We start from the raw sequence: 25407 nt of genomic DNA on the forward strand, positions 1-25407 counted from the left end.
GGTCGGATCCTCCCGGGCCTTGCGACTTCCAGCTCTGCGGCCGGTCTGCTGCTGTCCCCTTACAACCTGTCCGCACCCGCGCCGGGGCGCATGGCCCCTGCGCGGCGCGGGTGGCTTACACCGAGAACGCGCGCACGGCGTCGTTCAACTGGCGCGCCTGGTCCTGCAGGGCGCGCGCTGCAGCGGTGCTCTGCTCCACCATCGCGGCGTTCTTCTGCGTGGAATCGTCCATTTGCACCACGGCCACATTGACCTGCTCGATGCCCGCGCTCTGCTCCTGGCTGGACGCAGTGATTTCGGCGACGATCTGGCTGACCTGGCGAATGCTGGTGACCACCTCCGCCATGGTGGCGCCGGCCTGCTCCACCATCCGGCTGCCGGCATCCACATGGTGGACGGAGTCATCGATCAGATGCTTGATCTCCTTGGCGGCCGTCGCGCTGCGCTGTGCCAGGCTGCGCACTTCAGCGGCCACCACGGCAAAGCCGCGCCCCTGCTCGCCGGCGCGGGCCGCTTCCACAGCAGCATTCAGCGCCAGGATGTTGGTCTGGAAGGCGATGCCGTCAATGACGCTGATGATCTCGACAATGCGCCGCGACGCGGTGGAGATCGAGTTCATCGTCTGCACCACCTGACCCACGGCCTCGCCACCCACGCTGGCGATGTTGGAGGCGGATGACGCGGACCCGTTGGCCTGATGCGCGTGATCGGCGCTGAGACGCACCGCAGCCGTCAGTTGCTCCATGGCGGCGGCAGTTTCCTGCAGCGCCGATGCCTGCTGCTCGGTGCGAGCCGACAGGTCCAGGTTGCCTTGCGCCACTTCCTGAGCGGCAGTGGAGATCGTGTCCGCCCCGGTCCGCACGTCGGTGACGATGCGATGCAGATTGACCACCATGTTCTGCAGCGCCGTCATCAGGCGTGCAACTTCGTCCTTGCCTTCGACCTGGATGCGGTAGGTGAGGTCACCCGCCGCCACCGATTCGGCCAGGCGGATGGCACGGTCGATCGGCACGGTGATGGAGCGGGTGATGAGGATCGCAGTCGCGATGCCAGCGAGCAGCGCCAGCGCCGACGCAATGACCATGTTGCGCTTGGCCGCCGACGAGCGCTCATTGGCATCGGTGACGTCGTCCTCCATGCTCTGGGCCTGGTAGTTCACCATCTTGTCGATGAGCGCGTAATACCGGGCCTGCGGGCCCGCCATCTGCTCCTGATAAACCGTCAGCGCGCCGTCACGATCCCCGGCAGCCAGCAGGTCGAAGACCTTGCGCACCACCGCGCCGTACTCCTTGCGGGCCACCGACTGTTCCTCAAAGAGACGCTTGCTGTCTTCGCTGCTGAGCATCTTCTCCAGCTTGGCAAGGTTCTCGGAGTTGGTCTGCCGGATGGCGGCGTACTCGTCCATGTATTTTTTGGTGGCTTCCGGCGTGGTCGACAGCAGCAGACGGCCAATGGTGATGGCGCCGCGATCCCCCACGCCCTTGACCTGCGTGGTCAAGGCGATCAGGGCGTAGCGGTCTTCCACCACCGTGCTCATGGTGCGATTCACCCCGTTGATGACGCCGATGCCCACCGCAAGGATGACCAGCAGCAGCAAGAACGTGACAGCGAAGGCCACTGCCAGGCGTGAACCGATTCGAAGGTCGGCCAGTTTCATGAAAACAGCTCCCAGGGCGACAAGTGAGTTATTGAAATGTCTGACAATCAAACCATTGCTTACATTTCAGGTCCAGCCCCGTAATCGACATTTCTGTCAATCCCCTAAATCAAGAGGATAGCCTGCCAACTAGTTCACGAACGACACCTGGTTTTCATACGTAATTCGCCCAAGAGTTCACTATGCAAAAAGCCACTGTGGCGCGAAGGTGACACCAGTTGCATATGATGAAATCCATCGGCATCAGGCAATAAAAAAGCTCCCCGCAGGGAGCCGTGGATGAGAGCGGGATGACGGGCTTCAGGCCGCCAGCCCCAGACGCTGGCGTGCAGCCTGGTATTCGCGCTCGAACCGCGCCACCAGGTCACCGGCAGGCAGCACTTCGCGAATGGCACCGATGCCCTGACCACTGCCCCAGATGTCCTTCCATGCCTTGGCCGCAGCGCCGCCAAAGTTCATCTTGGTGGGATCGCTCTCGGGCAGGTTGTCTGGGTCCAGGCCCGCCTTGACGATGGAGCCCTTGAGGTAGTTCCCGTGCACACCGGTGAACAGGTTGCTGTAGACGATGTCGTCGCTGTTGCTGTCCACGATCATCTGCTTGTAGTCATCGCTGGCACGCGCTTCCTGCGTGGCAATGAAGGCCGAGCCGATGTAGGCCAGGTCTGCGCCTGCGGCTTGCGCGGCGAGGATGGCGTCGCCGCTGGCAATCGAGCCGGACAGCGCCAGCGGGCCATCGAACCATTCGCGGATCTCCTGGATCAGCGCAAACGGGCTCTTCACACCCGCATGGCCACCAGCCCCAGCCGCCACCGCGATCAGGCCGTCCGCGCCCTTCTCCACCGCCTTGTGGGCGAATTTGTTGTTGATGATGTCGTGCAGCACGATGCCGCCCCACGCGTGCACCGCTGCGTTCACGTCCTCTCGGGCGCCCAGCGAGGTGATGATGATCGGCACCTTGTACTTCGCGCACATCTCCATGTCGTGCTCAAGGCGGTCATTGCTCTTGTGAACGATCTGGTTGATGGCGAATGGGGCGGCCGGCGACTCGGGGTGAGCACGGTCGTGCGCCGCCAGGGTCTCGGTGATCTCGGCCAGCCAGTCGTCCAGCAGCTCCGCCGGACGCGCATTGAGCGCGGGCATGGAGCCCACGATGCCAGCCTTGCACTGCGCAATGACCAGCTGCGGGTTGCTGATGATGAACAACGGCGAGCCGATGACCGGCAGGCGCAGCGTGTTGAACAGCGGGGGAAGTGCCACCTCGTGTCTCCTCGTGGTGAAAAGCAAATCGTTGAAGCTCAGAATGCCTCGATGGGCAGGGCCATGACGCTGTCAGCGCCATGCACCACCGCATCACGCAAGGCCTGGCAGCGCGGCAGGATGTGCTCGGCATAGAACCGCGCCGTGGTGATCTTGGCCTGCATGAATTCGACATCCTCACCGGTGGCCAGCAATTCCTGCGCGGCCAGCAGCGAGCGGGCCATCTGCCATCCAGCCATCAGGTTGCCGGCCAGCATCAGGTAAGGCACCGACCCGGCAAACGCCGCGTTCGGGTTGGACTTGGCATGCGCCGCCACATCGTCCACCACCTGCACAAACGCAGCACGGGCCAGCGCCAGATGCTGACGCATCGATTGGGCGGCGGCACTGCCGTTGGCTGCCAGCGCGCCCTCGGTCTCTTCGATCTGTGCAGCGAGGCTGCGCGCGAAGGCGCCGCCGTCACGCGCCGTCTTTCGGCCCACCAGGTCATTGGCCTGAATGGCGGTGGTGCCCTCGTAGATCGGCAGGATGCGGGCATCGCGGTAGTACTGGGCCGCGCCGGTTTCTTCGATGAAACCCATGCCGCCATGCACCTGGACGCCCAGCGAGGTCACCTCCAGGCTCATCTCGGTGCTGTAGCCTTTCACCAGCGGCACCATGAACTCATAAAACGCCTGCGCCTGTTGGCGAGCGTCGGCATCGCTGTGGTGGTGGGCAATGTCGTAGGCCGCTGCAGCGTCGATGGCCATGGCGCGGCAGCCTTCCACCAGGGCGCGCTGGGTCATCAGCATGCGGCGCACATCCGGATGATGAACGATGGTCGCCGGGCCGGCCTGCGAGCCATCCACCGGGCGCGACTGCACACGGTCCTTCGCATAGGCCACGGCCTTCTGATAGGCACGATCCGCCACCGCCAGGCCCTGAACGCCAACGCCGAAACGCGCGGCATTCATCATGATGAACATGTACTCCAGGCCTCGGTTCTCCTCGCCGATCAATGTGCCGATGGCGCCGCCGTGGTCACCGAACTGCAGCACCGCCGTGGGGCTGGCCTTGATGCCCAGCTTGTGCTCGATGGAGACACAGTGCACGTCATTGCGCGCACCCAGCGAGCCGTCCGCCTTCACCATGAACTTGGGCACCAGAAACAGGCTGATGCCCTTCACGCCCTCGGGCGCCCCCGGGACTCGCGCCAGCACCAGATGGACGATGTTGTCCGTCATGTCGTGCTCGCCCCAGGTGATGAAGATCTTGGTGCCGAAGATCTTGTAGGTGCCGTCGCCCTGCGGCTCGGCGCGGCTGCGCACCAGCGCCAGATCGGAGCCTGCCTGCGGCTCGGTCAGGTTCATGGTGCCGGTCCACTCGCCAGAGAGCAGCTTCGGAATGAACAGCTGCTTCTGCGCCTCGGTCCCGGCCACCAGCAGCGCCTCGACGGCACCGTCGGTCAGCAGCGGGCACAGCGCAAAACTCACATTGGCCGCCTGGACCATCTCCGCGCAACCGGTTCCGATGATCTTGGGCAGGCCCTGGCCGCCATACGCCTCCGGATGCTGAAGCCCTTGCCAGCCGCCTTCCGCATATTGGCGGAAGGCCTCCTTGAAGCCCGGGGTGGCAAATACCTGTCCATCCTTCCAGAACGACGGGTTCCGGTCGCCCTCGACATTCAAGGGTGCAATGACATCCTCATTGAGCTTGGCCGCCTCTTCCAGCACCGCCTGCGCGGTGTCCAGGCCGTGGTCGGCAAAGGCGGGAATCTGCTCGGCGAGTGTCTGCAGGCCGGCCAGCGCCTGCATGTCAAACAGCATGTCCTTGATCGGGGCGCGGTAAGTCATGGTCTTGTCTCCGGATGAAAAAAGAGCGCCGCGTATCGTTGACGGGGCGCCCTGGATCGGTCGGCGGGACGGGGACTCTCCATCCCCTGCCCGCCTTGGCCGTGAGCCGCGCGCCCCTGCCGGAGGCTCGCGGCAGGCGCGCCTACAGCGCCTTGACCAGTTCGGGAACAGCAGTGAAAAGATCGGCTTCCAGGCCGTAGTCGGCCACCGAGAAGATCGGCGCTTCGGGGTCCTTGTTGATCGCCACGATCACCTTGGAGTCCTTCATGCCTGCCAGATGCTGGATGGCGCCGGAGATGCCGGCCGCGATGTAGAGCTGCGGAGCCACGATCTTGCCGGTCTGGCCCACCTGCCAGTCGTTGGGGGCGTAGCCCGCATCCACAGCGGCGCGCGACGCGCCAAGGGCGGCATTGAGCTTGTCGGCCAGCGGTGTCAGCACTTCATTGAACTTGTCGCTGCTGCCCAGGGCACGGCCGCCGGACACGATGATCTTGGCCGCCGTCAGTTCGGGGCGATCGCTCTTGGTGACTTCACGGCCCACAAAGCTGCTCTTGCCGCTGTCCGCCACGGCGGAGAGAGTGTCAACAGCCGCGCTGCCGCCTTCCGTTGCCGAATCAAAGCCCGTGGTGCGGATTGTCAGCACCTTGATGGCGTCGGTCGACTGCACGGTGGCAATGGCGTTGCCGGCGTAGATGGGGCGCTCGAAGGTGTCGGCGCTGATGACCTTGGTGACGTCGCTCAGTTGGCCCACGTCCAGCAGGGCGGCCACGCGGGGCGCCACATTCTTGCCCGACGCCGTGGCCGGGAAGAGGATGTGGCTGTAGTCCTTGGCAATGGCCAGCACCTGGGCGGCCAGGTTTTCAGCCAGGCCATCGGCAAAGGGGGCGCCGTCGGCGTGCAGCACCTTGGCCACGCCGGAAATCTTCGCAGCGGCCTGGGCCACAGCCCCTGCGTTGGCGCCGGCGACCAGCACATGCACGTCGCCACCAATGGCGGCTGCGGCGGTCACGGTATGGTGGGTGGCGCCCTTCAGCGAGGCGTTGTCGTGTTCAGCAATGACGAGGATGGTCATTCTCGAATCTCCAATTCTGATCGGCTGGGGGCGGGGTTCAGATGACCTTGGCCTCGGTCTTCAACTTGGCGACGAGCGTGGCCACGTCCGGCACCTTCACACCTGCGCCGCGCTTGGGCGGCTCGGCCACCGACAGCGTCTTGATGCGCGGCGTGACATCCACACCCAGGTCCGCCGGCTTGACGGTGTCCAGCTGCTTCTTCTTGGCTTTCATGATGTTGGGCAGCGTCACATAGCGCGGCTCATTCAGGCGCAGGTCGGTCGTGACCACGGCCGGCAGCGTCAGGCTCACGGTTTCCAGGCCACCGTCCACTTCGCGCGTGACGGACACCTTGCCATCGGCCACTTCCACCTTGGAAGCAAAGGTGCCTTGCGGCAGGCCGGTGAGTGCGGCCAGCATTTGGCCGGTCTGGTTGCAATCGTCATCGATGGCCTGCTTGCCGAGGATGACGAGTTGGGGCTGCTCCTTGTCCACCAGCGCCTTCAGCAGCTTGGCCACGGCCAGCGGCTGCAGTTCGGCATCGGTTTCGACCAGGATGGCGCGGTCGGCACCAATGGCCATCGCGGTGCGCAGGGTCTCCTGGCACTGCTGCACACCGCAGGACACAGCAATCACCTCGGTGACCACGCCCTTTTCTTTCAGCCGCACAGCTTCCTCGACGGCAATTTCGTCAAACGGGTTCATCGACATCTTCACATTGGCGATGTCGACCCCGGTGCCGTCACTCTTGACGCGCACCTTGACGTTGTAATCGACGACTCGTTTGACGGGAACCAATACCTTCATCGAAGCACTCCAGGCGTATTGACGTTTACGTTAATTCGATTCTAAGGGGGGCCTGCACCACGCCCGTGTCACCGATCCATCAGAACTGGAGGGCCACCTGCCCGCCGCCCGTCCGTGAATCGGAAAATAAAACGAACGATCGTTCTATTCTAGCCATCAGATCCGGGCTGCCAAGTGAAAGTCCTGGAATCTTCTAGACTGCCCACCCTGATGACGCCCGCCTCTTCCGTCCCCACCTCCCTCCCCGCATCCCTGCCTGCTTCTGGGTCCGCCGTGATGTCCGCCGATGTGATGCCTTCAGAACGCCCGGCTGGAATGGCTGCGGCCTCCGTGTCGGCCGAGCCCGCCGCTGGCGAAGGTGCTGCGAGGGTTGCCAACGTGGCCTCCGCCGTAGCCGCAGCGGACGGCATTCAGGGGACACCCACACTCGGGGTGTTCGATTCCGGCGTGGGTGGCCTGACCGTGCTTCAAGCCTTGCGGGCGCGGCTGCCCCAGGTCCCGCTGCACTATGTGGCGGACACGGCCCATGCCCCCTATGGCGATCGCAGCAGCGACTACATCCGGGAAAGAAGCCTGCGGGTGGCGGAACATCTGCGGGAGTCCGGCGCACGCATGGTGGTGGTGGCCTGCAACACGGCGACGGCCCATGCCGTCAATGCCATGCGCGAACGTTGGCCGGACTGGCCGGTCGTGGGCATCGAGCCCGGCGTGAAACCAGCGGTCGCCGCCACGCGGAATGGCCGCATCGGCGTCATGGCCACCACGGCCACCATTGCGAGCCGCCGTTATGAAGCGCTGGTGGCCGCCTATGCAGGCCAGATGTCGCTGGTGAGCCAGCCGTGTCCCGGATTGGTGTCCTTGATCGAGAAGGGCGATCTGGATGACGCCGAACTGGGCACCCTGGTGGATCGCTACTGCGAACCACTGAGAGCCGCCGGGGTGGACACCGTGCTACTGGGATGCACCCACTATCCGCTGATCCAGGCGCGCATCCAGGCGGCGCTGGGCAGTGGTGTTCAGGTGCTCAACATTGAAGACGCCGTGGCACGCCAGGCGCAGCGCCTGTGGGAATCCCTGCACCTGCCTTGCCAGCCGGAGGCTCCGGTGGTGCTTCAGAGCACCGGCGACCCGGCACCGCTGGAGCGGCTGGCCCAAGGGGCGCTGGGCTGGCGTTCGATTCAGGCCTCGCGGATCAACGTCTAGGCCAGCGTATCCGTGAATTCGGGGGCGCACGGCGCGGGCTGGGCTGCCAGGCAACAGATCAGATCAGTGCGCGCGCCATGCCCCGGGTCATGTCCACCCGTTTCAGCAGCCAGTAACCGGCGACAAAGAATACGCCGGTCGACAGGATGGCCAGTCGGTGATTGCCGGCCGTCAACACCGTCACGGCACCATAGGTCAGCGGGCCGATGATGGCGGCCAGCCGGGTGGCGAAGGTCCACAGACCAAAGAACTCGGCCAGACGGTCGTGCGGGGCCAGCGCCCCGGCCAGTGCCCGCCCACAGGATTGACTGGACCCCATGCACAGGCCGGCGATGAGCGCGGCGCACCAGAACAGCCAGGCGCTGGTGGCAATGAAGGCCAGCACCGTCATCAGCATCCACCCCACCAGCGTGAACGCCAAGGCGGGCTGGTGGCCAATGCGGTCCTCGTAGTAGCCGAAGGCAAAGGCGCCGACAGCGGAGGCGATATTGACCAGGAACACCAGCGCCATGGTCTGTGCCTGGCTGAACCCAAGCGCCTGATCCGCATAGACCGCCGCCAACGCAATCACGACCGCGATACCGGCCTGATAGGACGTGCCGCAGGCCAGCAGCCGAAGAAAGTCTGGATAGGCACGCGCCCGCCGCCAGGAGGCCAGCAGCTCTGCAAGCCCGGAGCGCCGGCGGGCTGCGCGGCGGGTGGAGCAAGGGTCAGCGCGCTCACGCAGCAGCAAGAAGGTGGGAATGGCGGCCACCAGGTAGAGGCCAGCCGTGATGCCCATGGTGACGGGCACAAAGTTACTGGCCGCCTGGCCACGGGCTTGCGCTTGCAGCACATAGACGAGGCACAGCCCCAGCGCCAGCATGCCACCGAGGTAACCGAAGGCCCAGCCCCAGCCGGAAACACGGCCCAGCGCATGCCGGCGGGCCAGTTCAGGCAGGAAGGCGGCGATGAGGGATTCGCCGTAAGAGAAAAAAACGTTGGAGATCACCACCCCGGCCGCTGCCCACCACAGCGCGTCAGGGCCGAAGAAGCCCAGTGCAGCGGTGGAGAGCACACAACCTGCGGTGCAGATGGCCAGCAGCCGCTTCTTGGCGCCATGCGCGTCCGCCCAGGCGCCGAGCCCTGGCATGGTGATCATCACGATCAGGCTGGAGACGGCGATCAGGACGGTCCACAGCAGGGTGGCGGACGCCTGGCCTTTGGCAAGCTCCGCCACGAAATAGGCGTTGTAGACAGCGGTCAGCACCACCGTCGTGTAGCCGGAGTTGGCAAAGTCGTACATCGACCATCCCAACACTTCCCGGCGACGCACGCCTGGGTTCAACAGGTCCTGACCGAACATGAGCCCAAGTGTAAGAGCACCTGCATGCCCCTTCTTGGGTGGCGCCGCCCTGAGAATCCCTCGAGGTGCGCTGATGCGCACAGCCAGTGGCCACTGACGTCCAACAGGGCCAAGGCGGCCACGAGCTCAGACCAACTCGACTTGAACCCGTCTGCCCACAATGGCTGCGGCCCGCTGCAAGGTGGCGATCGTGACATTGCCATCGGTGGGATCCAGCACACGATCCACCTGGGTGCGGCTCGTCTTCATCAATTCGGCCAACTTGCGCTTGCTGAGCTTGCGCTCCTTCATCGCCTCGAGCAGTTGCCAGGCAATGACCTCCTTGATGGCGACGGCCTGGAACGCTTCCAGAACGCCCTCCTCCTTGAGGAAGTCGTCAAGACTGGAACCCATGTGCTTGTTAGCCATTTTGAATCTCCTTCATCCGATCACGAGCGAGGCGCAAGACGTCGGCCGGTGTCACCTGCGTTTTCTTGATCCAGCCATGTAACGCATACAGCACCTCAGCATGAAAACAGAACAACACGCGCGCGATGGTCTTGCTTGGCAGGTGTGTCCGAACTTCCCAGAGCCCTTGGCCGAGTGAACGGCACAGCGGCATGCCCACGGGCCACCGGAACTGAACCCGCTGCAGGTCTGCCCCGACGGCGAGTCGGTCAGCCCGATCCAGAGACTTCAACCAGTCTCGGACGGGCTCTGCACCCGTACCAGAACGGTAGAAGACCAACGGCACCCTGAGAAGCTCTTCAACAGTGAACGGCACCATAAAAAGTACCACCCGATCGTATAACAAATGAGCCGCCCGCTGGCGGAGAACTTCATGCGATGGTACGAATCGAGCGCTTGAGCTCCGTCAAGCTCAACGGCGCCGACCCCGATGTGATCAACATGGAGCCTGAACTACACATGAGGGTGGGGGGGGTGGGCGGGACGCAGGTCTGCCGCGCATTCGGCGGAAACCCCCTGCCCGGCCGGGAAGACCGGGTTCATGAAAGCGCGCCCAGAACAGGGCCGCAGTTGGGCGCGCGTGCGCCAGGCCGTTGAGCAGCGTGGTACCTGGGACGGGACTCGAACCCGTACGCTTGTGACAGCGGCAGATTTTAAGTCTGCTGTGGCTACCGATTTCACCACCCAGGCCGCAAGGGACGTCCGCCATTATCCTGCGGCGTGACCATGAAAAAAGGGAAGTCACAAGGACTTCCCTTTTTGGAATTTGGAGCGGGAAACGAGGCTCGAACTCGCGACCTCAACCTTGGCAAGGTTGCGCTCTACCAACTGAGCTATTCCCGCATCGCAGGAGGAATCGAACGGCACCGGAGTGCTGCATCAAACCCCACCTTCAACACTGAAGTGGAGCGGGAAACGAGGCTCGAACTCGCGACCTCAACCTTGGCAAGGTTGCGCTCTACCAACTGAGCTATTCCCGCAAAACTAACCGCAAAACTAAGCGCAAAACTAAGCGCAAAACTAAGTGAATTGACCGCAACAACACCACGATCAAACCCAACACTGGAGGCGCGATCCGGAGTCGAACCGGACTAACCGGATTTGCAATCCGGGGCATAACCGCTTTGCTATCGCGCCCCTGATCGAAACTGAAGTTTGGTGCCCTCAACTTCGATAAAAAATGGAAGCCAAGGCTTCCATCCTTTCAGAACCTGGAGCGGGAAACGAGGCTCGAACTCGCGACCTCAACCTTGGCAAGGTTGCGCTCTACCAACTGAGCTATTCCCGCATATCTCTTGATCAACATCCGCCTGATTTGAAAAATGTCAAGATTTACTCAAGACATTCTTCAATTCAAAGTTTCATCGATCTCGATGTTTTCAACGCACTGCTTGCCTCAACATTTCTCCGCATCGAACCATGACGTGATAGCCAAGGTTAAAGCGGTGATTTGCTTGCAGCACCGTTTGCGCTGAAGCCGAGAGTATAGAACGATTTTTTAGGCCCGCGCAAGAGTTGCGGTGAGAAGTCTTGCGCGGGTGCACCTATCGCACACCACACCACCCTCGCGCTTCCGCGCACGCCCTCCACAAACACAAATGCCCACGGCCGAAGCCGCAGGCATTTGCTGTCTACCGGACCCTCAGCAGGCCCAGCGGCCGCTCACGGTCTTCAAGACGCTCAGTGCTTCAGCGAATCACCACCGGCCTCGGGCTTGGCTTCTGCCACCTTCTCCGCCGGAGGTGCGGCAGCCACCTCATCCTCCGGAATCGGCTGGGGGAGCGTCTCCAGGGCCACTTCCAGCACACGGTCGATCCAGCGGACCGGAACGATCTCCAGCTGGTTCTTCACGTTTTCAGGAATGTCCTGCAAGTCCTTGACGTTCTCTTCCGGAATCATCACGGTCTTGATGCCACCCCGATGCGCCGCCAGCAGCTTTTCCTTCAGGCCGCCGATCGCCGTCACCTCGCCGCGCAGTGTGATCTCGCCGGTCATGGCGACATCTGCACGCACCGGAATCCCGGTCAGCGCCGAAACAAACGCCGTGGTCATCGCAATACCGGCACTCGGACCGTCCTTGGGCGTGGCGCCATCGGGCACGTGGATGTGCACGTCGCGCTTCTCAAAGGCCTCGTCCTTGATGCCCAGACGGCGAGCCCGCGAGCGCACCACCGTACGCGCCGCTTCGACCGACTCCTTCATCACGTCGCCCAGCGAGCCGGTGCGGATGATGTTGCCCTTGCCCGGCATCGAAGTGGCTTCGATGGTCAGCAGATCGCCACCCACCTCGGTCCAGGCCAGCCCGACCACCTGGCCGACCTGGTTCTTCTTTTCCGCGCGGCCGAAGTCGTACTTGCGCACGCCCAGGAATTCGTTGAGGTTGTCTTCATCGACCACCACACGACCCTGGTAAGTCTTCAGCTGCAGGCCCTTCACCACCTTGCGGCAGATCTTGGAGATCTCGCGTTCCAGCGAGCGCACACCAGCTTCACGGGTGTAGTAGCGGATCACGCCGCGGATGGCCGCTTCGGTGACTTCCAGCTCTTCATCCTTGACGCCGTTGTTGCCGCGTTGCTTGGGCAGCAGGTAACGCTGGGCGATGTTGACCTTCTCGTCCTCGGTGTAGCCGGACAGGCGGATCACTTCCATCCGGTCCAGCAGGGCCGGCGGAATGTTCAGCGAGTTCGAGGTGGCCACGAACATCACATCGGACAAGTCGTAATCAACTTCGATGTAATGGTCCGCGAAGGTGTGGTTCTGCTCAGGGTCCAGCACCTCCAGCAGCGCGGAGGACGGGTCACCCCGGAAATCCATGCCCAGCTTGTCGATCTCGTCCAGCAGGAACAGCGGATTGCGCGTGCCGACCTTCGAGAGGCTCTGCAACACCTTGCCCGGCATCGAGCCGATGTAGGTGCGGCGATGACCGCGAATTTCAGCTTCGTCCCGCACGCCACCCAGGGCCATGCGGACGAACTTGCGGCCCGTGGCACGTGCCACCGACTGCCCCAGCGAGGTCTTGCCGACGCCCGGAGGGCCGACCAGGCACAGGATGGGCGCCTTCACCTTGTCCACACGCTGCTGCACCGCGAGGTACTCAAGGATGCGTTCCTTGACCTTGTCCAGGCCGTAGTGGTCCTCGTTGAGGACGGCTTCGGCATTGGCCAGGTCGTGCTTGATCTTGGTCTTCTTGCTCCAGGGCAGGTTGACCAGCGTGTCGATGTAGTTGCGCACCACCGTCGCTTCGGCGGACATGGGCGACATCAGCTTGAGCTTCTTCAGCTCGGCCTCGGCCTTCTTGCGTGCCTCCTTGGGCATGCGGGCGGCCTGGATCTTCTTCTCCAGCTCTTCCAGGTCGGCGCCTTCTTCGCCGTCGCCCAGCTCCTTCTGGATGGCCTTGACCTGCTCGTTCAGGTAGTACTCGCGCTGGCTCTTCTCCATCTGGCGCTTGACGCGGCCACGGATGCGCTTTTCCACCTGCAGGATGTCCACTTCATGCTCAAGCAGATCCAGCAGCTTTTCCAGACGCTTGCCCACTTCGGACAGGTCCAGCACCGACTGCTTGGCATCGAGCTTCAGCGGCAGATGCGCCGCGATCGTGTCCGCCAGACGGCCGGCGTCATCGATGCCGGCGATGGAGGTGAGGATCTCGGGCGGGATCTTCTTGTTGAGCTTGACGTACTGGTCGAACTGCTGCGTCACGGCGCGGCGCAGTGCTTCCACCTCGGGCTGCTCATCCGCTTCGGGCGGAATTGGCATCACATCGGCGGTGAAATGCTCTTCACCGTCATGAATGGCCTGGGTGGTGGCGCGCTGCAGGCCTTCCACCAGCACCTTCACGGTGCCGTCAGGCAGCTTCAGCATCTGCAGAATGCTGGAGACGCAACCCATCTCGAACATGTCGTCGGGCTTGGGTTCGTCCTTGCCAGCAGCTTTTTGCGCCACCAGCATGATCTGACGACCCGCTTCCATGGCCGCTTCCAGGGCCTTGATGGATTTTGGCCGCCCAACGAACAGCGGGATCACCATGTGCGGGAACACCACGACATCCCGCAGCGGCAGCAGCGGGAGAGTGATGGGTTCCGCGGGGAGGATCGGATGACCGGACATGAAAACCTCTCTTTCTCAAGCCCATCTTGGGCTCGAGGGGCCTATTACAAGGTGCTGAGTTCGAAGCTCATGCACAAGGTGTCATTGACAGCTAGGGCGGAACCATGAAAAGCCTGGTCGTCCATCGCAGCGGCCCTTGAATCAGGCACTGGCCTTGGCTTCGCGATAGACCAGCAGGGGCTTGGAGTCCTCGTCGATGTTGTGCTCGTCCAGCACCACCTTCGCCACGCCGTCCAGGGACGGCAGTTCGAACATGGTGTCGATCAGGGCATGCTCCACGATGGAACGCAGGCCACGGGCGCCGGTCTTGCGGGCCAGAGCCTTGCGCGCCACCGCGTTCAGCGCCGACGGACGCACTTCCAGTTCCACGCCATCCATCGAGAACAGTTGCTGATATTGCTTGACCAGCGCATTGCGGGGTTCGGTGAGGATCTGCACCAGGGCGTCCTCGGTCAGTTCGCCAAGGGTGGCGATGACCGGCAGACGGCCGACCAGTTCAGGAATCAGACCGAACTTGATCAGGTCGCCCGGTTCCACTTCACGGAACAGCTCACCGACCTTCTTGTCGCTCTTGCTCTTCACCGCCGCACCAAAGCCGATGCCCGACTTCTCGGAACGGTTCTGGATGACCTTTTCCAGGCCGTCAAAGGCGCCGCCGCAGATGAACAGGATGTTGGTCGTGTCGATCTGCAGGAAGTCCTGGTTGGGATGCTTGCGGCCGCCCTGAGGAGGAACCGACGCCATCGTGCCTTCGACCAGCTTCAGCAGCGCCTGCTGCACGCCCTCCCCGGACACATCACGGGTGATGGACGGGTTGTCGGCCTTGCGGCTGATCTTGTCGATTTCATCAATGTAGACGATGCCGCGCTGGGCGCGTTCGACGTCGTAATTGCAGTTCTGCAGCAGCTTCTGGATGATGTTTTCCACATCCTCGCCCACATAACCGGCTTCGGTCAGGGTGGTGGCGTCTGCAATCACAAAGGGGACGTTCAGCACCCGGGCCAGGGTCTGAGCCAGCAGCGTCTTGCCGGAGCCGGTGGGGCCGATCAGCAGGATGTTGCTTTTCGAGAGCTCGACGCCGTCCTTCGTGTCCGCAGCGTGGCGCAACCGCTTGTAGTGGTTGTACACCGCCACCGACAGCGTGCGTTTGGCCACGTCCTGGCCGATCACGTATTGGTCCAGCGTGGTCTTGATCTCGCTGGGCACCGGCAGGTCCGACTTGTTCGCGCGACCGGGAACGGCTTCCGCCGGGACCTCGTCACGAATGATGTCGTTGCACAGCTCGATGCACTCATCGCAGATGAACACGGACGGGCCCGCGATCAGCTTCTTGACCTCATGCTGGCTTTTGCCGCAGAAGGAGCAATACAAGACTTTTTCGCTGGAGTTGCCTTTTTTCTCGGCCATGGGAGTGCTGCTAGATACAGGCGTTGTGCCTGCATTGATGATAGTTCAATTGCCGGGACCGCCCTCAAGGGGATAAAAGCCCCTAAGGTGGCTTAGTTACGGTCCTGGCGAATCAGTGGTGCCGAGAGGCTGGCGCGACCGGTTGGCTGCGCCTTGGCGGCCGGGGCACCGGGCCCGTCGGCAGGTGGAAACCGCCGCCGGACCGGTCAAAGTTCTCGCCCCCAACCGCCGCGAGGCCTTAGCCCCGCTTTTCGATGACCTGGTCCACCAGGCCGTAGGTCTGCGCTTCGGCCGCCGACATGAAATAGTCACGCTCGGTGTCGGTCTGGATCTTCTCCAGCGGCTGACCGGTGCGCTCCGCCAGGATGCGGTTCAGTTGCTCTCGAGTCTTGAGAATCTCGCGGGCATGGATTTCGATGTCGGTGGCCTGACCCTGCGCGCCGCCCAGCGGCTGGTGGATCATGATCTTGGCATTGGGCAGCGAGAAACGCTTGCCCTTGGCGCCGGCAGCCAGCAGGAAGGCGCCCATGCTCGCGGCCATGCCCATGCACAGCGTGGACACCTGCGGCTTGATGAACTGCATGGTGTCGTAGATGGACATGCCAGCCGACACGCTCCCGCCCGGGGAATTGATGTAGAGCGAAATCTCCTTGTCGGGGTTTTCGCTTTCCAGGAACAGCAGCTGCGCCACCACGAGGTTGGCCACGGCGTCGTTCACAGGGCCCACCAGGAAGACGATGCGCTCGCGCAGCAGTCGGCTGTAGATGTCGTAGGCACGTTCGCCGCGGCCCGACTGTTCGATGACGATGGGCACCATGCCCAGGTTGCTAGTTTCCAGAGCGCTCATGAAATCCTCTGTTGTGGTTGGCGTCACGTGCTTGATTATGTCCCGCGACGCATGCCCCTGCCGGGCATGTCCCGGGGACCGGCCCACCTGCAGGCGCAGGACCCTCCCACATGGGGGCGGCCGGCGGAAAAACAAAGGCGCCGGCCTCGCGGCGCGGCGCCTTCAGGCGGTACGGCTCCGATCGGAGATCAGGCGCCGGCCATCAGTTCGTCAAACGGCACCTGCTTGTCTTCCACCTTGGCCTTGGCCAGGACGAAGTCGGTGACGTTGTTCTCGATGACCACGGCTTCGACTTCGGCCATGCGCTCGCGGTCCGACAGGTACCAGCGCACCACTTCCGCCGGCTTCTCGTAGCTTTGCGAGATGTCTTCGATATGGGCTTGCAGTTGCTCGGGCTTGGCTTGCAGGTTGTTCGAGCGCACCAGCTCGGCCACCACCAGGCCCAGGCGAACACGCTTCTCGGCCTGTTCCTTGAACAGCTCGGCGGGGATCGGGGCCTTGTCGGCGTCCTTCACACCACGCTTCTTCAGATCTTCACGGGCATTGCCGACCATGCGCTCGGCTTCGCCTTCGATCAGGGCCTTGGGCACGTCCAGCTCGGCCTTGGAGACCAGGGCGTCCATGGCGGCGGCCTTGTTGCGGGCCAGCACGCGGAACTTCACTTCACGCTCAAGGTTCTTCTTGATGTCGGCGCGCAGGGCTTCAACGGTGCCGTCCTTGATGCCCAGGGCCTTGGCGAACGCTTCGTTCACTTCCGGCAGGTGCTGGGCTTCAATCTTCTTGACCGTCACCAGGAAGTCGGCTTCCTTGCCGGCCACTTCCTTGCCGTGGTAGTCCTCGGGGAAGGCCAGCGGGAAGGTCTTGGACTCGCCCGACTTCATGCCACGCACGGCCTTTTCGAAGGCTTCGAGCATCTGGCCTTCGCCCAGCAGGAACTGGAAGCCGTCGGCCTTGCCGCCAGCGAACGGTTCGCCGTCGATCTTGCCTTCGAAGTCGATGGTCACGCGGTCGCCGTCGGCGGCCACGTCAGCGGCGCCACGCTGGGCGAAGCTGCGACGCTGCTTGCGCAGGATCTCGACGGTCTTGTCGATGGCTTCTTCGGTCACTTCAGCCGACACGCGCTCGACGCTGGCTTCGGCCAGATCGCCCAGCTTCACTTCGGGGTAGACCTCGAAGGTGGCGTCGAAGGCCAGATCGCCTTCAGCGGCGCCGTCCTTCTGTTCGATGCGGGGCATGCCGGCCACGCGCAGCTTGGCCTCATTGGCCGCCTGGCTGAAGGCCTGGCCCAGCTTGTCGTTGACGACTTCGTACTGCACGGATGCGCCGTAGCGCTGGGCCACGAAGGACATCGGCACCTTGCCGGGACGGAAGCCGTCAGCCTTGACGGTGCGGGCCAGCTTCTTCAGGCGGGCCTCGACCTCGCTGTTGATGTCAGCGGCCGCCAGCGTGAGCGTGATGCGGCGTTCGAGCTTTTCGAGAGTTTCGACGGTGACAGCCATAGTGGACTCGGAAACAGTTGGAGTGGTGCGCGGGGCCGGACTCGAACCGGCACGCCCGTGAAGGCGTCAGGACCTAAACCTGGTGCGTCTACCAATTTCGCCACCCGCGCTGGGTAACAAGGGCAGCGCAGCGCCCTGGCTGCCCCTTGGTAATGATCCGGCGTTGAATCCGGGAAACCGGCGATTGTAGCCGTTAGAAGCGCCGTTTCCGCGCCCCCGGGGGTGGGTAAGCCCGGGGGTGGGGGTCAGCGGCGGCCGATGGAGGGGTCCCGGTCGATGCGGAACCAGGCCGCATACATGGCGGGCAAGGCCAACAGGGTGAGCACCGTGGCCACGATCAGGCCGCCCATGATGGCCACCGCCATCGGTCCCCAGAACACGCTTCGCGACAGCGGCACCATGGCCAGCACGGCGGCCGCAGCGGTCAGTGCAATCGGCCTCAGCCGCCGCACGGCCGATTCAACGATGGCCTGCGCCGGCGGCACGCCGCGGCTGCGGTCCTGCTCGATCTGGTCGATCAGGATCACCGAGTTGCGCTGGATCATGCCCATCAGCGCAATCACGCCCAGCAGCGCCACGAAACCAAACGGACGGTTCAGCAGCAGCAGCGCCGCCGAGACCCCGGCAATGCCCAGGAAGCCGGTGAGGAAGGCCAGCATGGCGCGCGAAAAGCTGTGCAGCTGCAGCATCAGCAGCGTGAAGGTGATGAACAGCATGATGGGCACACCAGCGGCAATCGAGCCAGTGCCCTTGCTGCTCTCCTCCACCGCGCCAGCGATGGTGATGCCATACCCGGGCGGCAGCTCCTTGCCGATGTCGCGGATCTTCGGCCAGACCTGATCGGTCACGGTGGCCCCCTGCAGGCCCTCCACCACATCGCCCTGCACGGTGATGGCGTATTGGCGCCCTTCCCGGTGCATCACCCCCGGCTCCCAGCTCAGACGGGGTTTGGCCACCTGGGTCAGCGGCACGGCGCGGCCGGAGGAGGTGGTGACGTAGGCATTGGCCAGCTTGGTCAGCGTATCGCGCTCAGCCACTGGTTGGCGCAACACGATGTCGATGAGGCGGTCGGCCTCGCGGTACTGCCCCACGGTATTGCCGGTCAGCAGCAGGCGCACCGCCTGCGAAATGCCCTGGCTGGTCACGCCCAGGGCGCGCGCCTTGTCCTGATCCACATCCAGGTGCAGCACCTTGATGGCTTCATTCCAGTCGTCATTCACGCCCAGCATGTTGGGATTGGCGCGCATGACTTCCTTGGCCTTGTCGGCCGCCTGTCGCAGCAGCGCCGGGTCGTCACCGGCAATGCGGAACTGCACCGGATAGGGCACTGGGGGCCCGTTGGGCAGCAGCTTCACACGGCCACGCACTTCGGAGAATTCCTGAGCCAGCACTTGCGGCAGCCGCTTGCGCAGCACTTCCCGTTCCGCCAGGGACTTGGGCAGGATGATGGCCTGGCTGACGTTGGTGTTGGGCAGGATCTGGTCCAGCGGCAGATAAAAACGTGGCACACCCGACCCGACCCAGGTGGTGATGCTGCTCACCAGCGGGTCCTTCATCATGCGGGCCTCGAAGCGCTTGGCCACCGCATGGCTTTCGTCGATGGTGGCGCCTTCCGGCAACCACAGATCCACCAGGATTTCCGGGCGGCTGGAATCGGGGAAGAACTGCTGCTGCACCTTGCCCATGCCGGCCAGGCCCAGCACAAAGATCAGAATCGTCAGCACGATGGTCTTCCAGCGATGGTGCACACACCAGGCCACCACCCGGCGGAAGCGGGTGTAGAAGGGGGTGTCGAAGACTTCATGGGTCTCACCCTCGTGACCCGCGCGCGTCTTGAGCAGCAGCGCGCCCAGGTAGGGCACGAAGTACACCGACACCACCCAGGAGATCACCAGGGCCGCCGCCGTCACCGCAAAGATGGCGAAGGTGTATTCACCCACGGTGGACTTGGCCAGACCAATCGGCAGAAAGCCCACCGCAGTGATCAAGGTCCCGGTCAGCATCGGCTTGGCGGTGACGTCGTAGGCATACGTGGCCGCATGCATCTTGTCGTAGCCTTCTTCCAGCTTGCGGACCATCATTTCCACCGCAATGATGGCGTCGTCCACCAGCAGGCCCAGCGCAATGATCAGCGAGCCCAGCGAGATCTTGTGCAGCCCCACCCCGGCATACAGCATCACCACGAAGGTAATGGCCAGCACCAGCGGAATGGTGATGCCCACCACCAGGCCTGGCCAGACGTCGATGCGCAGCGGCTTGGTATGCAGACCCAGGCTGATGAAGCTCACCGCCAGCACCACCACCACGGCCTCAATCAGCACGTGCACGAATTCACCGACCGACGTCTTGACCGCCTGCGGCTGGTCCTGAACCTGAGCCAGCGACATGCCGACCGGCAGCGTCTTCTGAATGCGCTGGGTGGCTGTCTTGAGCGCCTTGCCCAGCGCAATGATGTCGCCGCCCTTGCCCATGGAGACGCCCAGCGCCACCACCTGATGGCCCTGATACCGCACCATGGTGGAAGCCGGATCCACAAAGCCCCGGCGCACCGTGGCGATGTCGCCCAGGCGCAGGCTGCTGGCCACACCGGTGGTGGTGTTCACGCCGCGGATGGGGAATTCATTCAGGGCCTGCACCGAGTTGAGCTGGCCCTCCACCCGGATCTCCACCTTGCTGGTGCCGGCGTCCATCACGCCCGCGCTTTCCACCGCGTTTTGCGCATTCAGTTGCGCCACGACCTGGTTGAAGTCCAGGCCCAGTTCGGCCAGGCGCTTCTGGGAGATCTCGACAAACAGCTTTTCTGCCTGCACACCAAACAGGTCGACCTTGGCCACGTCGGGCAGGCGCAACAGCTCGGAGCGCACCGCCTCGGCCTGCTGGCGCAGCTCCTCCATGTTGAAGCCGCCATCGGAGTTCAGCGCGAAGATGGAGCCGTAGACATCCCCGAATTCATCGTTGAAATAAGGCCCCTGCACGCCTTGCGGCAGGGTGGCCTTCATGTCACCGATCTTCTTGCGCACCGTGTACCAGAGGTTGGGCACTTCGCCCGGCGACGTGCTGTCCTTCACCTGGAAGATGGTGAGGGATTCACCGGGTTTGGTGTAGCTGCGGATCTTGTCCGCATGCGGCACTTCCTGCAGGGTGCGCTCGATCTTGTCGGTCACCTGCTCGGCCATCTGCTGCGGCGTGGCGCCCGGCCAATAGGCCTGCACCACCATCGCTCGGAAGGTGAAGGGAGGGTCTTCGTCCTGGCCCAGCTGGAAGTAGGCGGCAAAGCCCAGGATCATCAGCACCACCATCAGGTAGCGCGTCAGCGGGGCATGCTCCAGCGCCCAGCGCGAGAGGTTGAATCCGGCGCGGCTCGGGTTGCTCATGGGGCCGCTCCGCTCAAGGCGCCGATGCGGCGGTGACCGTCGGCGCCGAAGCAGCGGCCGTCGGCGAGGTTCCTTCGGCCGGCGGACCCGGCGGACGGAAACGCTTGACCTTCTGACCCGGAGTCAGCACATGGGCGCCGGCCGTGACGACTTCCATGCCGGGCGCCAGGCCCTGCACGATCAGATCATTGCCTTCCGCACCCACCACCTGCACCGGGCGCGGCTGCACGGTCATGGTCTTGCCATCCAGCAGCAGCACCGCACTGCGGCCCTGGATCTCGGCCACGGCACTCAGCGGCAGTTTGATGGCCTGGTCGGTCTGGGTGCCCGTCAGCACCACCGTGGCGGTCTGGCCCAGGCGCACATCGGTGCCCTTGAGTTCAGCCTTGGCCTGGAAAGTCCGCGTGACCGGATCGGCCGAAGCCGCCAGTTCCCGCAGTTCGATGGGGCGCGGGGTGTCCTTGGCATCGGTCCACAGGCGCACGCTCAGGCCGCCCGGTCGTGCCGCTGCGGCCCGCACCAGGGGCACCTGGTCTTCCGGCACCGAGAACACGATGTCCCGAGGGCCATCATTGGCCACCTGGACAATCGGCGTTCCGGCCGCCACCACCATGCCGGGCTCGGCGTCCACGCCGGTCACCACACCCGCCACATCGGCGATCAGCGATGCATATTGGGACTGGTTGCGCTGCACATCCAACTGGGCCCGCGCCTGGTCGTACTGCGCCTGGGCCGCCTTGAAGGAGGCGTCACGGCGGTCCAGCTCCGCAGCGCTGATGAAGCCCTGGCGATGCAGGTCGATGTAGCGCTTGTAGTCCGCGCCCAGCTGATCACGGTTGACCTTGGCGGCCAGCACCGAGGCCTTGGCGGCTTCCTGCGCCAGCAACAGATCCTGGCTGTCCAGGCGGGCCAGCACCTGGCCAGGCTTCACCACCGCCCCCAGGTCCACCTTGCGTTCCAGCAGCTTGCCCGCCACCCGGAACGACAGGCGGGATTCCACCCGCGCCCGCACTTCGGCCGCATATTCCCGCTGCATGCCGGCCGATTGGGCGCTCAGCACCTGCGTGCGGACATAACGCTCCGGTTCCGGCGGCTGTTCCTGCTTGCCGCAGGCCACCAGTGCCAACACGGGCAGACTGAGCAACACCCGGCTGAACAGCCGCGAACGCGAAGACACAAAAAACTGATGGGGCATGAAGCACCTCGACGTGAAGGCGGCGCCCAGGGAGCCGCCGCATGCAGTAACTGACTGACCGGTCAGTAATGTATTCAGAGGGTTTCCAAGTGTCAAACGCCTTGCGGAGCATCCGGCTGGAACTACGGTGCCAAAGCATCTTCCTCGGCAGACCCTGCGAAGCGCGGACAATGCGGCCGTGAGCATAGAGCACTACGAAAACTTTCCAGTGGCCTCCTGGCTGTGTCCGCCTGCGCTGCGGGCACCGATCACGGCCATCTATCACTTCGCTCGTACGGCGGACGATATCGCGGATGAAGGCCCGGCGACCGCCGAAGAGCGGCTGGCCGACCTGACCGCCTACCGGACCGATCTGCGTTCGGTGGTCGCCGGCCAGGCGCCCTCCCCGCGGTGGTCCCGCAAGGTGTTCCAGCCGCTGGCCGTCGCGCTGCGAGAACACCGGCTGCCGGCACATCTGCTGGAAGATCTCCTCGACGCGTTTGTCCAGGACCTCACCAAGAGCAGTTATGCCGACCGGCCCGAACTGCTGGACTACTGCCGCCGTTCCGCCAATCCGGTGGGGCGCCTGCTGCTGCATCTGTATGGCATTGAAGACCCGGTCGCCATGGCCCGCTCCGATGCCATCTGCTCCGCCTTGCAACTCATCAATTTCTGGCAGGACTTCACCATCGACGGCCCACGCGGCCGCGTGTATGCCCCGCAGACGGATCTGCGCCGTCATGGCCTCCAGGGACAACAACTGTTGGATCTGCAAGACAGCCCGGCCGCCCGCGCCCTGATTGCCGATCTGTGTGCATGGGCCCATGCCCTCATGACAGAAGGCGCCCCGCTGGTGCATCAGTTGCCCGGCCGGGCCGGCTGGGAGCTGCGCTTGGTGGTACAAGGCGGCCTGCGAATTCTTCACCAACTGGAAGCCATGCACTTTGCCGCCCTGGTGCAACGCCCCCGCCTGCGCGCTTCGGACGCGCCGGCGCTGCTGTGGCGGGCCCTGACCATGCGGCCCGGTCGGCCGCAGCCGGGACCTCGGCATCCGGAGATCACCCCATGAACGCGCCCACCGCCCCGTCCACGCCCGAACAATACGTCCAGCAAAAAGCGGCCCAGAGCGGGTCCAGCTTTTATTACGCCTTTCTGTTCCTGCCGCCGCCGCGCCGCGCCGCCATCACCGCGTTCTACGCCTTCTGCCGGGAAGTGGACGATGTGGTGGACGAGGTGTCCGACCCCGGTGTGGCGGCCACCAAGCTGGCCTGGTGGCGCAAGGAGGTGATGGGGGCGTTTGCCGGGCAGCCGCAGCATCCCGCCATGAAGGCGCTGATGCCGCACTGCAAGGATTACGACATCCGCGCCGAGCATTGCCTGGCGGTCATCGACGGCTGCCAGATGGATCTGGACCAGACCCGTTACCTGGACTTCGCCGGCCTGCAGCGCTATTGCCACCTGGTGGCGGGCGTGGTGGGTGAAGTGGCGTCCGGCATCTTCGGCCGCCAGTCTGCGCAGACGGTGGCTTACGCCCACAAGCTGGGCCTGGCGATGCAGCTGACCAACATCATCCGGGATGTGGGGGATGACGCGCGCCGGGGTCGCATCTATCTGCCGGTGTCGGAGTTGCAGCAGTTCGACGTCAAGGCCCATGAAATCCTCAAGCGCGAGGCGCCCTGGGGTTACAGCGACCGCTTCACCGCCCTGATGAAATTCCAGGCCGAGCGTGCGCATGCCCTGTACGACGAAGCCTTTGCCCTGCTGGCGGACGAAGACCGCAAGGCGCAGAAGCCGGGGCTGATGATGGCCAATATCTACCGCACGCTGCTGCGCGAGATTGAATCGGAGAACTTCCAGGTGCTGCATCAGCGGATCTCGCTGACGCCGCTGCGCAAGCTCTGGATTGCCATGCGGACCAACTGGCGAGGCCGATGAGTTCGGCGGCGCATGCCAACAGCCCTGCCGCCACGGCGCACACCCGGAGCGCCCCCCGGACACTCGCCGCCACGTGGCCGTGGTCGGTGGCGGCTGGGCCGGCCTGTCGGCAGCGCTGGAAGCCGCCGACCTGGGTGCTCGGGTCACGCTGCTTGAAATGGCCCCCCGCCTGGGCGGGCGCGCCCGCAGCCTGGGTGATGGTCCGGAAGCGCTGGACAACGGCCAACACATCCTGATCGGGGCCTACACCCGCAGTCTGGCCCTGATGCGCCGGGTGGGCGTGGACCCGTCGCAGGCGCTGCTGCGCACCCGTCTGCGGCTGCGCTACCCGGACCACGACACCCTCACCCTGCCCGCCGGGCCCGCCTGGCTGGCGTTCAGCCGCGGCGTGCTGGCCTGCTCGGCCTGGTCCTGGGCGGACCGGCTGCGGTTCCTGATGCACAGCGGCCGATGGATGGCCGCCGGTTTCCGCTGCGCCCCCCACCTGAGCGTGGCCACGCTGTGCGCCGGCCTGCCCGCTGCGGTCCGTCAGGATCTGATCGACCCGCTATGTGTGGCCGCGCTCAACACACCGGCCGCGCAGGCCAGCGCCCAGGTCTTCCTGCGGGTGCTGAAGGACGCCTTGTTCAGCGGCCCCGGCAGTGCCGACCTGCTGCTGCCCCGGGCCGGCTTGAGCGCCCTGCTTCCGGAGCCGGCTCGCCAGACGCTGCTGTCGCTGGGCGCCGACATCCGCACCCTGCGCGTCCAGGCCCTGAGCCAGGAACCCGGCGCAACCGACGGCCGTGGCGGCGCTTCGCAGGGAGGCGGCTGGCGCCTTCACACCCCCACGGACAGCCTGCACGCCGACGCCGTGGTGCTGGCCACAAGTTCGGTGGAAGCCGCCCGCCTGACGCAAAGCCTGGCCCCCGAGTGGAGCGCACGCACCGGCGCCTTCGACTTCCAGCCCATCATCACCGTCTATCTGGAAAGCCCGGGCTCCAGCCTGCCGGCACCGATGGTGGCGCTGCGGGAATCCGCAGAAGAACCGGCGCAGTTCGCCTTTGACCTGGGCGCTCTGGCCGACCGCCCCGGATTGTTCAGCTTTGTGATCAGCGGAGCCGCCCCCTGGGTCGCCCGGGGGCTCGACGATGCGGCGGCCGCCACGCTGGCGCAGGCCCAACGGGTGTTGACCTGGCACACGCCCCCCCGCCTGCACCGGGTGCTCAGTGAAAAGCGGGCCACCTTCGCCTGCACACCCGGTCTTCAACGTCCGCCAGCCGCCCTGCTGCCCGGCCTGGTGGCCGCCGGGGACTATGTGGCGGGCCCCTATCCCGCCACGTTGGAAGGTGCGGTGATGAGTGGCCTGGCGGCCGCCCATTCCGTCATGCGGGACTGATCCACCCCGTTGGTGGTTTGATGCCCCGCAGTGGCACACCCATGACCCATTTTTGGGCCTTTGATGGGTGAATGCGACGCTGGAGCCCC

General features: G+C 64.4%; 18 protein-coding genes and 6 tRNA genes. 4 read left to right on the forward strand and 20 right to left on the reverse strand.

All coding sequences use genetic code 11. The features are described from left to right. Positions 1-115: 115 nt before the first annotated feature. From OU995_RS25205 to OU995_RS25225, 5 genes are all read right to left on the reverse strand, one after another. Entirely contained in the window at positions 116-1657 is a 1542-nt protein-coding gene (locus OU995_RS25205) for a methyl-accepting chemotaxis protein (RefSeq protein WP_267832923.1), read from the reverse strand. A 300-nt stretch (positions 1658-1957) separates the two neighbouring features. After that, positions 1958-2914: an NAD(P)H-dependent flavin oxidoreductase gene (locus tag OU995_RS25210; protein WP_267832924.1), complete on the reverse strand. Its 957-nt coding sequence runs from the start codon at positions 2912-2914 to the stop codon at positions 1958-1960. Between the two features lie 38 nt (positions 2915-2952). Further along, positions 2953-4746 (reverse strand): acyl-CoA dehydrogenase, encoded by a 1794-nt coding sequence (locus tag OU995_RS25215; protein WP_267832925.1) that lies wholly within the window; start codon positions 4744-4746, stop codon positions 2953-2955. A gap of 142 nt (positions 4747-4888) precedes the next feature. Continuing rightward, the gene (locus OU995_RS25220) at positions 4889-5818 is read right to left on the reverse strand and encodes an electron transfer flavoprotein subunit alpha/FixB family protein (RefSeq protein WP_267832926.1); all 930 of its coding nucleotides are present in this window, start codon (positions 5816-5818) and stop codon (positions 4889-4891) included. Between the two features lie 37 nt (positions 5819-5855). Further along, the gene (locus OU995_RS25225) at positions 5856-6605 is read right to left on the reverse strand and encodes an electron transfer flavoprotein subunit beta/FixA family protein (protein ID WP_267832927.1); all 750 of its coding nucleotides are present in this window, start codon (positions 6603-6605) and stop codon (positions 5856-5858) included. A 315-nt stretch (positions 6606-6920) separates the two neighbouring features. Between OU995_RS25225 and murI the strand changes: the two genes are divergently transcribed. After that, positions 6921-7808: a glutamate racemase gene (murI, locus tag OU995_RS25230; protein WP_267832928.1), complete on the forward strand. Its 888-nt coding sequence runs from the start codon at positions 6921-6923 to the stop codon at positions 7806-7808. A gap of 58 nt (positions 7809-7866) precedes the next feature. Here the strand turns inward: murI and OU995_RS25235 are convergent, their stop codons facing one another. The 15 genes from OU995_RS25235 to OU995_RS25305 all read right to left on the reverse strand — a co-directional run bounded on the left by OU995_RS25235 (position 7867) and on the right by OU995_RS25305 (position 22029). Next, positions 7867-9153 (reverse strand): MFS transporter, encoded by a 1287-nt coding sequence (locus OU995_RS25235; protein WP_267832929.1) that lies wholly within the window; start codon positions 9151-9153, stop codon positions 7867-7869. A gap of 126 nt (positions 9154-9279) precedes the next feature. Further along, positions 9280-9561 carry a Fis family transcriptional regulator gene (locus OU995_RS25240; protein ID WP_267832930.1) on the reverse strand — a complete coding sequence of 94 codons (282 nt, stop codon included), beginning with the start codon at positions 9559-9561 and terminating at the stop codon, positions 9280-9282. Beyond that, the gene (locus OU995_RS25245) at positions 9554-9919 is read right to left on the reverse strand and encodes a type II toxin-antitoxin system RelE/ParE family toxin (RefSeq protein WP_267832931.1); all 366 of its coding nucleotides are present in this window, start codon (positions 9917-9919) and stop codon (positions 9554-9556) included. The genes OU995_RS25240 and OU995_RS25245 overlap by 8 nt, the downstream gene beginning before the upstream one ends. A gap of 284 nt (positions 9920-10203) precedes the next feature. Next, positions 10204-10290 (reverse strand) — tRNA-Leu (locus tag OU995_RS25250). A 77-nt stretch (positions 10291-10367) separates the two neighbouring features. Next, positions 10368-10443: transfer RNA gene (locus OU995_RS25255), tRNA-Gly, on the reverse strand. Between the two features lie 61 nt (positions 10444-10504). Next, positions 10505-10580 (reverse strand) — tRNA-Gly (locus OU995_RS25260). A gap of 83 nt (positions 10581-10663) precedes the next feature. Next, positions 10664-10737 (reverse strand) — tRNA-Cys (locus OU995_RS25265). Between the two features lie 75 nt (positions 10738-10812). Then, positions 10813-10888, reverse strand: a tRNA-Gly gene (locus tag OU995_RS25270). A 392-nt stretch (positions 10889-11280) separates the two neighbouring features. Next, entirely contained in the window at positions 11281-13707 is a 2427-nt protein-coding gene (lon, locus tag OU995_RS25275; protein ID WP_267832932.1) for an endopeptidase La, read from the reverse strand. A 141-nt stretch (positions 13708-13848) separates the two neighbouring features. Beyond that, positions 13849-15114: an ATP-dependent Clp protease ATP-binding subunit ClpX gene (gene clpX / locus OU995_RS25280; protein ID WP_267832933.1), complete on the reverse strand. Its 1266-nt coding sequence runs from the start codon at positions 15112-15114 to the stop codon at positions 13849-13851. A gap of 238 nt (positions 15115-15352) precedes the next feature. Continuing rightward, the gene (gene clpP, locus OU995_RS25285) at positions 15353-15961 is read right to left on the reverse strand and encodes an ATP-dependent Clp endopeptidase proteolytic subunit ClpP (protein ID WP_324288679.1); all 609 of its coding nucleotides are present in this window, start codon (positions 15959-15961) and stop codon (positions 15353-15355) included. 188 nt (positions 15962-16149) lie between these two features. Further along, on the reverse strand, positions 16150-17460 hold the full coding sequence (gene tig / locus OU995_RS25290) for a trigger factor (protein ID WP_267832934.1): 1311 nt from the start codon (positions 17458-17460) through the stop codon (positions 16150-16152). Between the two features lie 23 nt (positions 17461-17483). Further along, a tRNA-Leu gene (locus OU995_RS25295) sits at positions 17484-17570 on the reverse strand. 135 nt (positions 17571-17705) lie between these two features. Then, positions 17706-20834, reverse strand: coding sequence for an efflux RND transporter permease subunit (locus tag OU995_RS25300; protein ID WP_267832935.1), 3129 nt, complete (start codon positions 20832-20834; stop codon positions 17706-17708). A 13-nt stretch (positions 20835-20847) separates the two neighbouring features. After that, entirely contained in the window at positions 20848-22029 is a 1182-nt protein-coding gene (locus OU995_RS25305; protein WP_267832936.1) for an efflux RND transporter periplasmic adaptor subunit, read from the reverse strand. Between the two features lie 178 nt (positions 22030-22207). Between OU995_RS25305 and hpnC the strand changes: the two genes are divergently transcribed. The 3 genes from hpnC to hpnE are packed head-to-tail and all read left to right on the forward strand — an operon-like array spanning position 22208 to position 25318. Then, positions 22208-23077, forward strand: coding sequence for a squalene synthase HpnC (gene hpnC, locus OU995_RS25310; RefSeq protein WP_267832937.1), 870 nt, complete (start codon positions 22208-22210; stop codon positions 23075-23077). Continuing rightward, the gene (gene hpnD / locus OU995_RS25315) at positions 23074-23943 is read left to right on the forward strand and encodes a presqualene diphosphate synthase HpnD (protein WP_267832938.1); all 870 of its coding nucleotides are present in this window, start codon (positions 23074-23076) and stop codon (positions 23941-23943) included. Before hpnC ends, hpnD begins: the two co-directional genes overlap by 4 nt. Beyond that, positions 23912-25318: a hydroxysqualene dehydroxylase HpnE gene (hpnE, locus tag OU995_RS25320; RefSeq protein WP_324288680.1), complete on the forward strand. Its 1407-nt coding sequence runs from the start codon at positions 23912-23914 to the stop codon at positions 25316-25318. Before hpnD ends, hpnE begins: the two co-directional genes overlap by 32 nt. The last annotated feature ends 89 nt before the right edge of the window (positions 25319-25407 follow it).

This window comes from Roseateles sp. SL47 (assembly GCF_026625885.1).
GTDB lineage: Bacteria > Pseudomonadota > Gammaproteobacteria > Burkholderiales > Burkholderiaceae_C > Roseateles.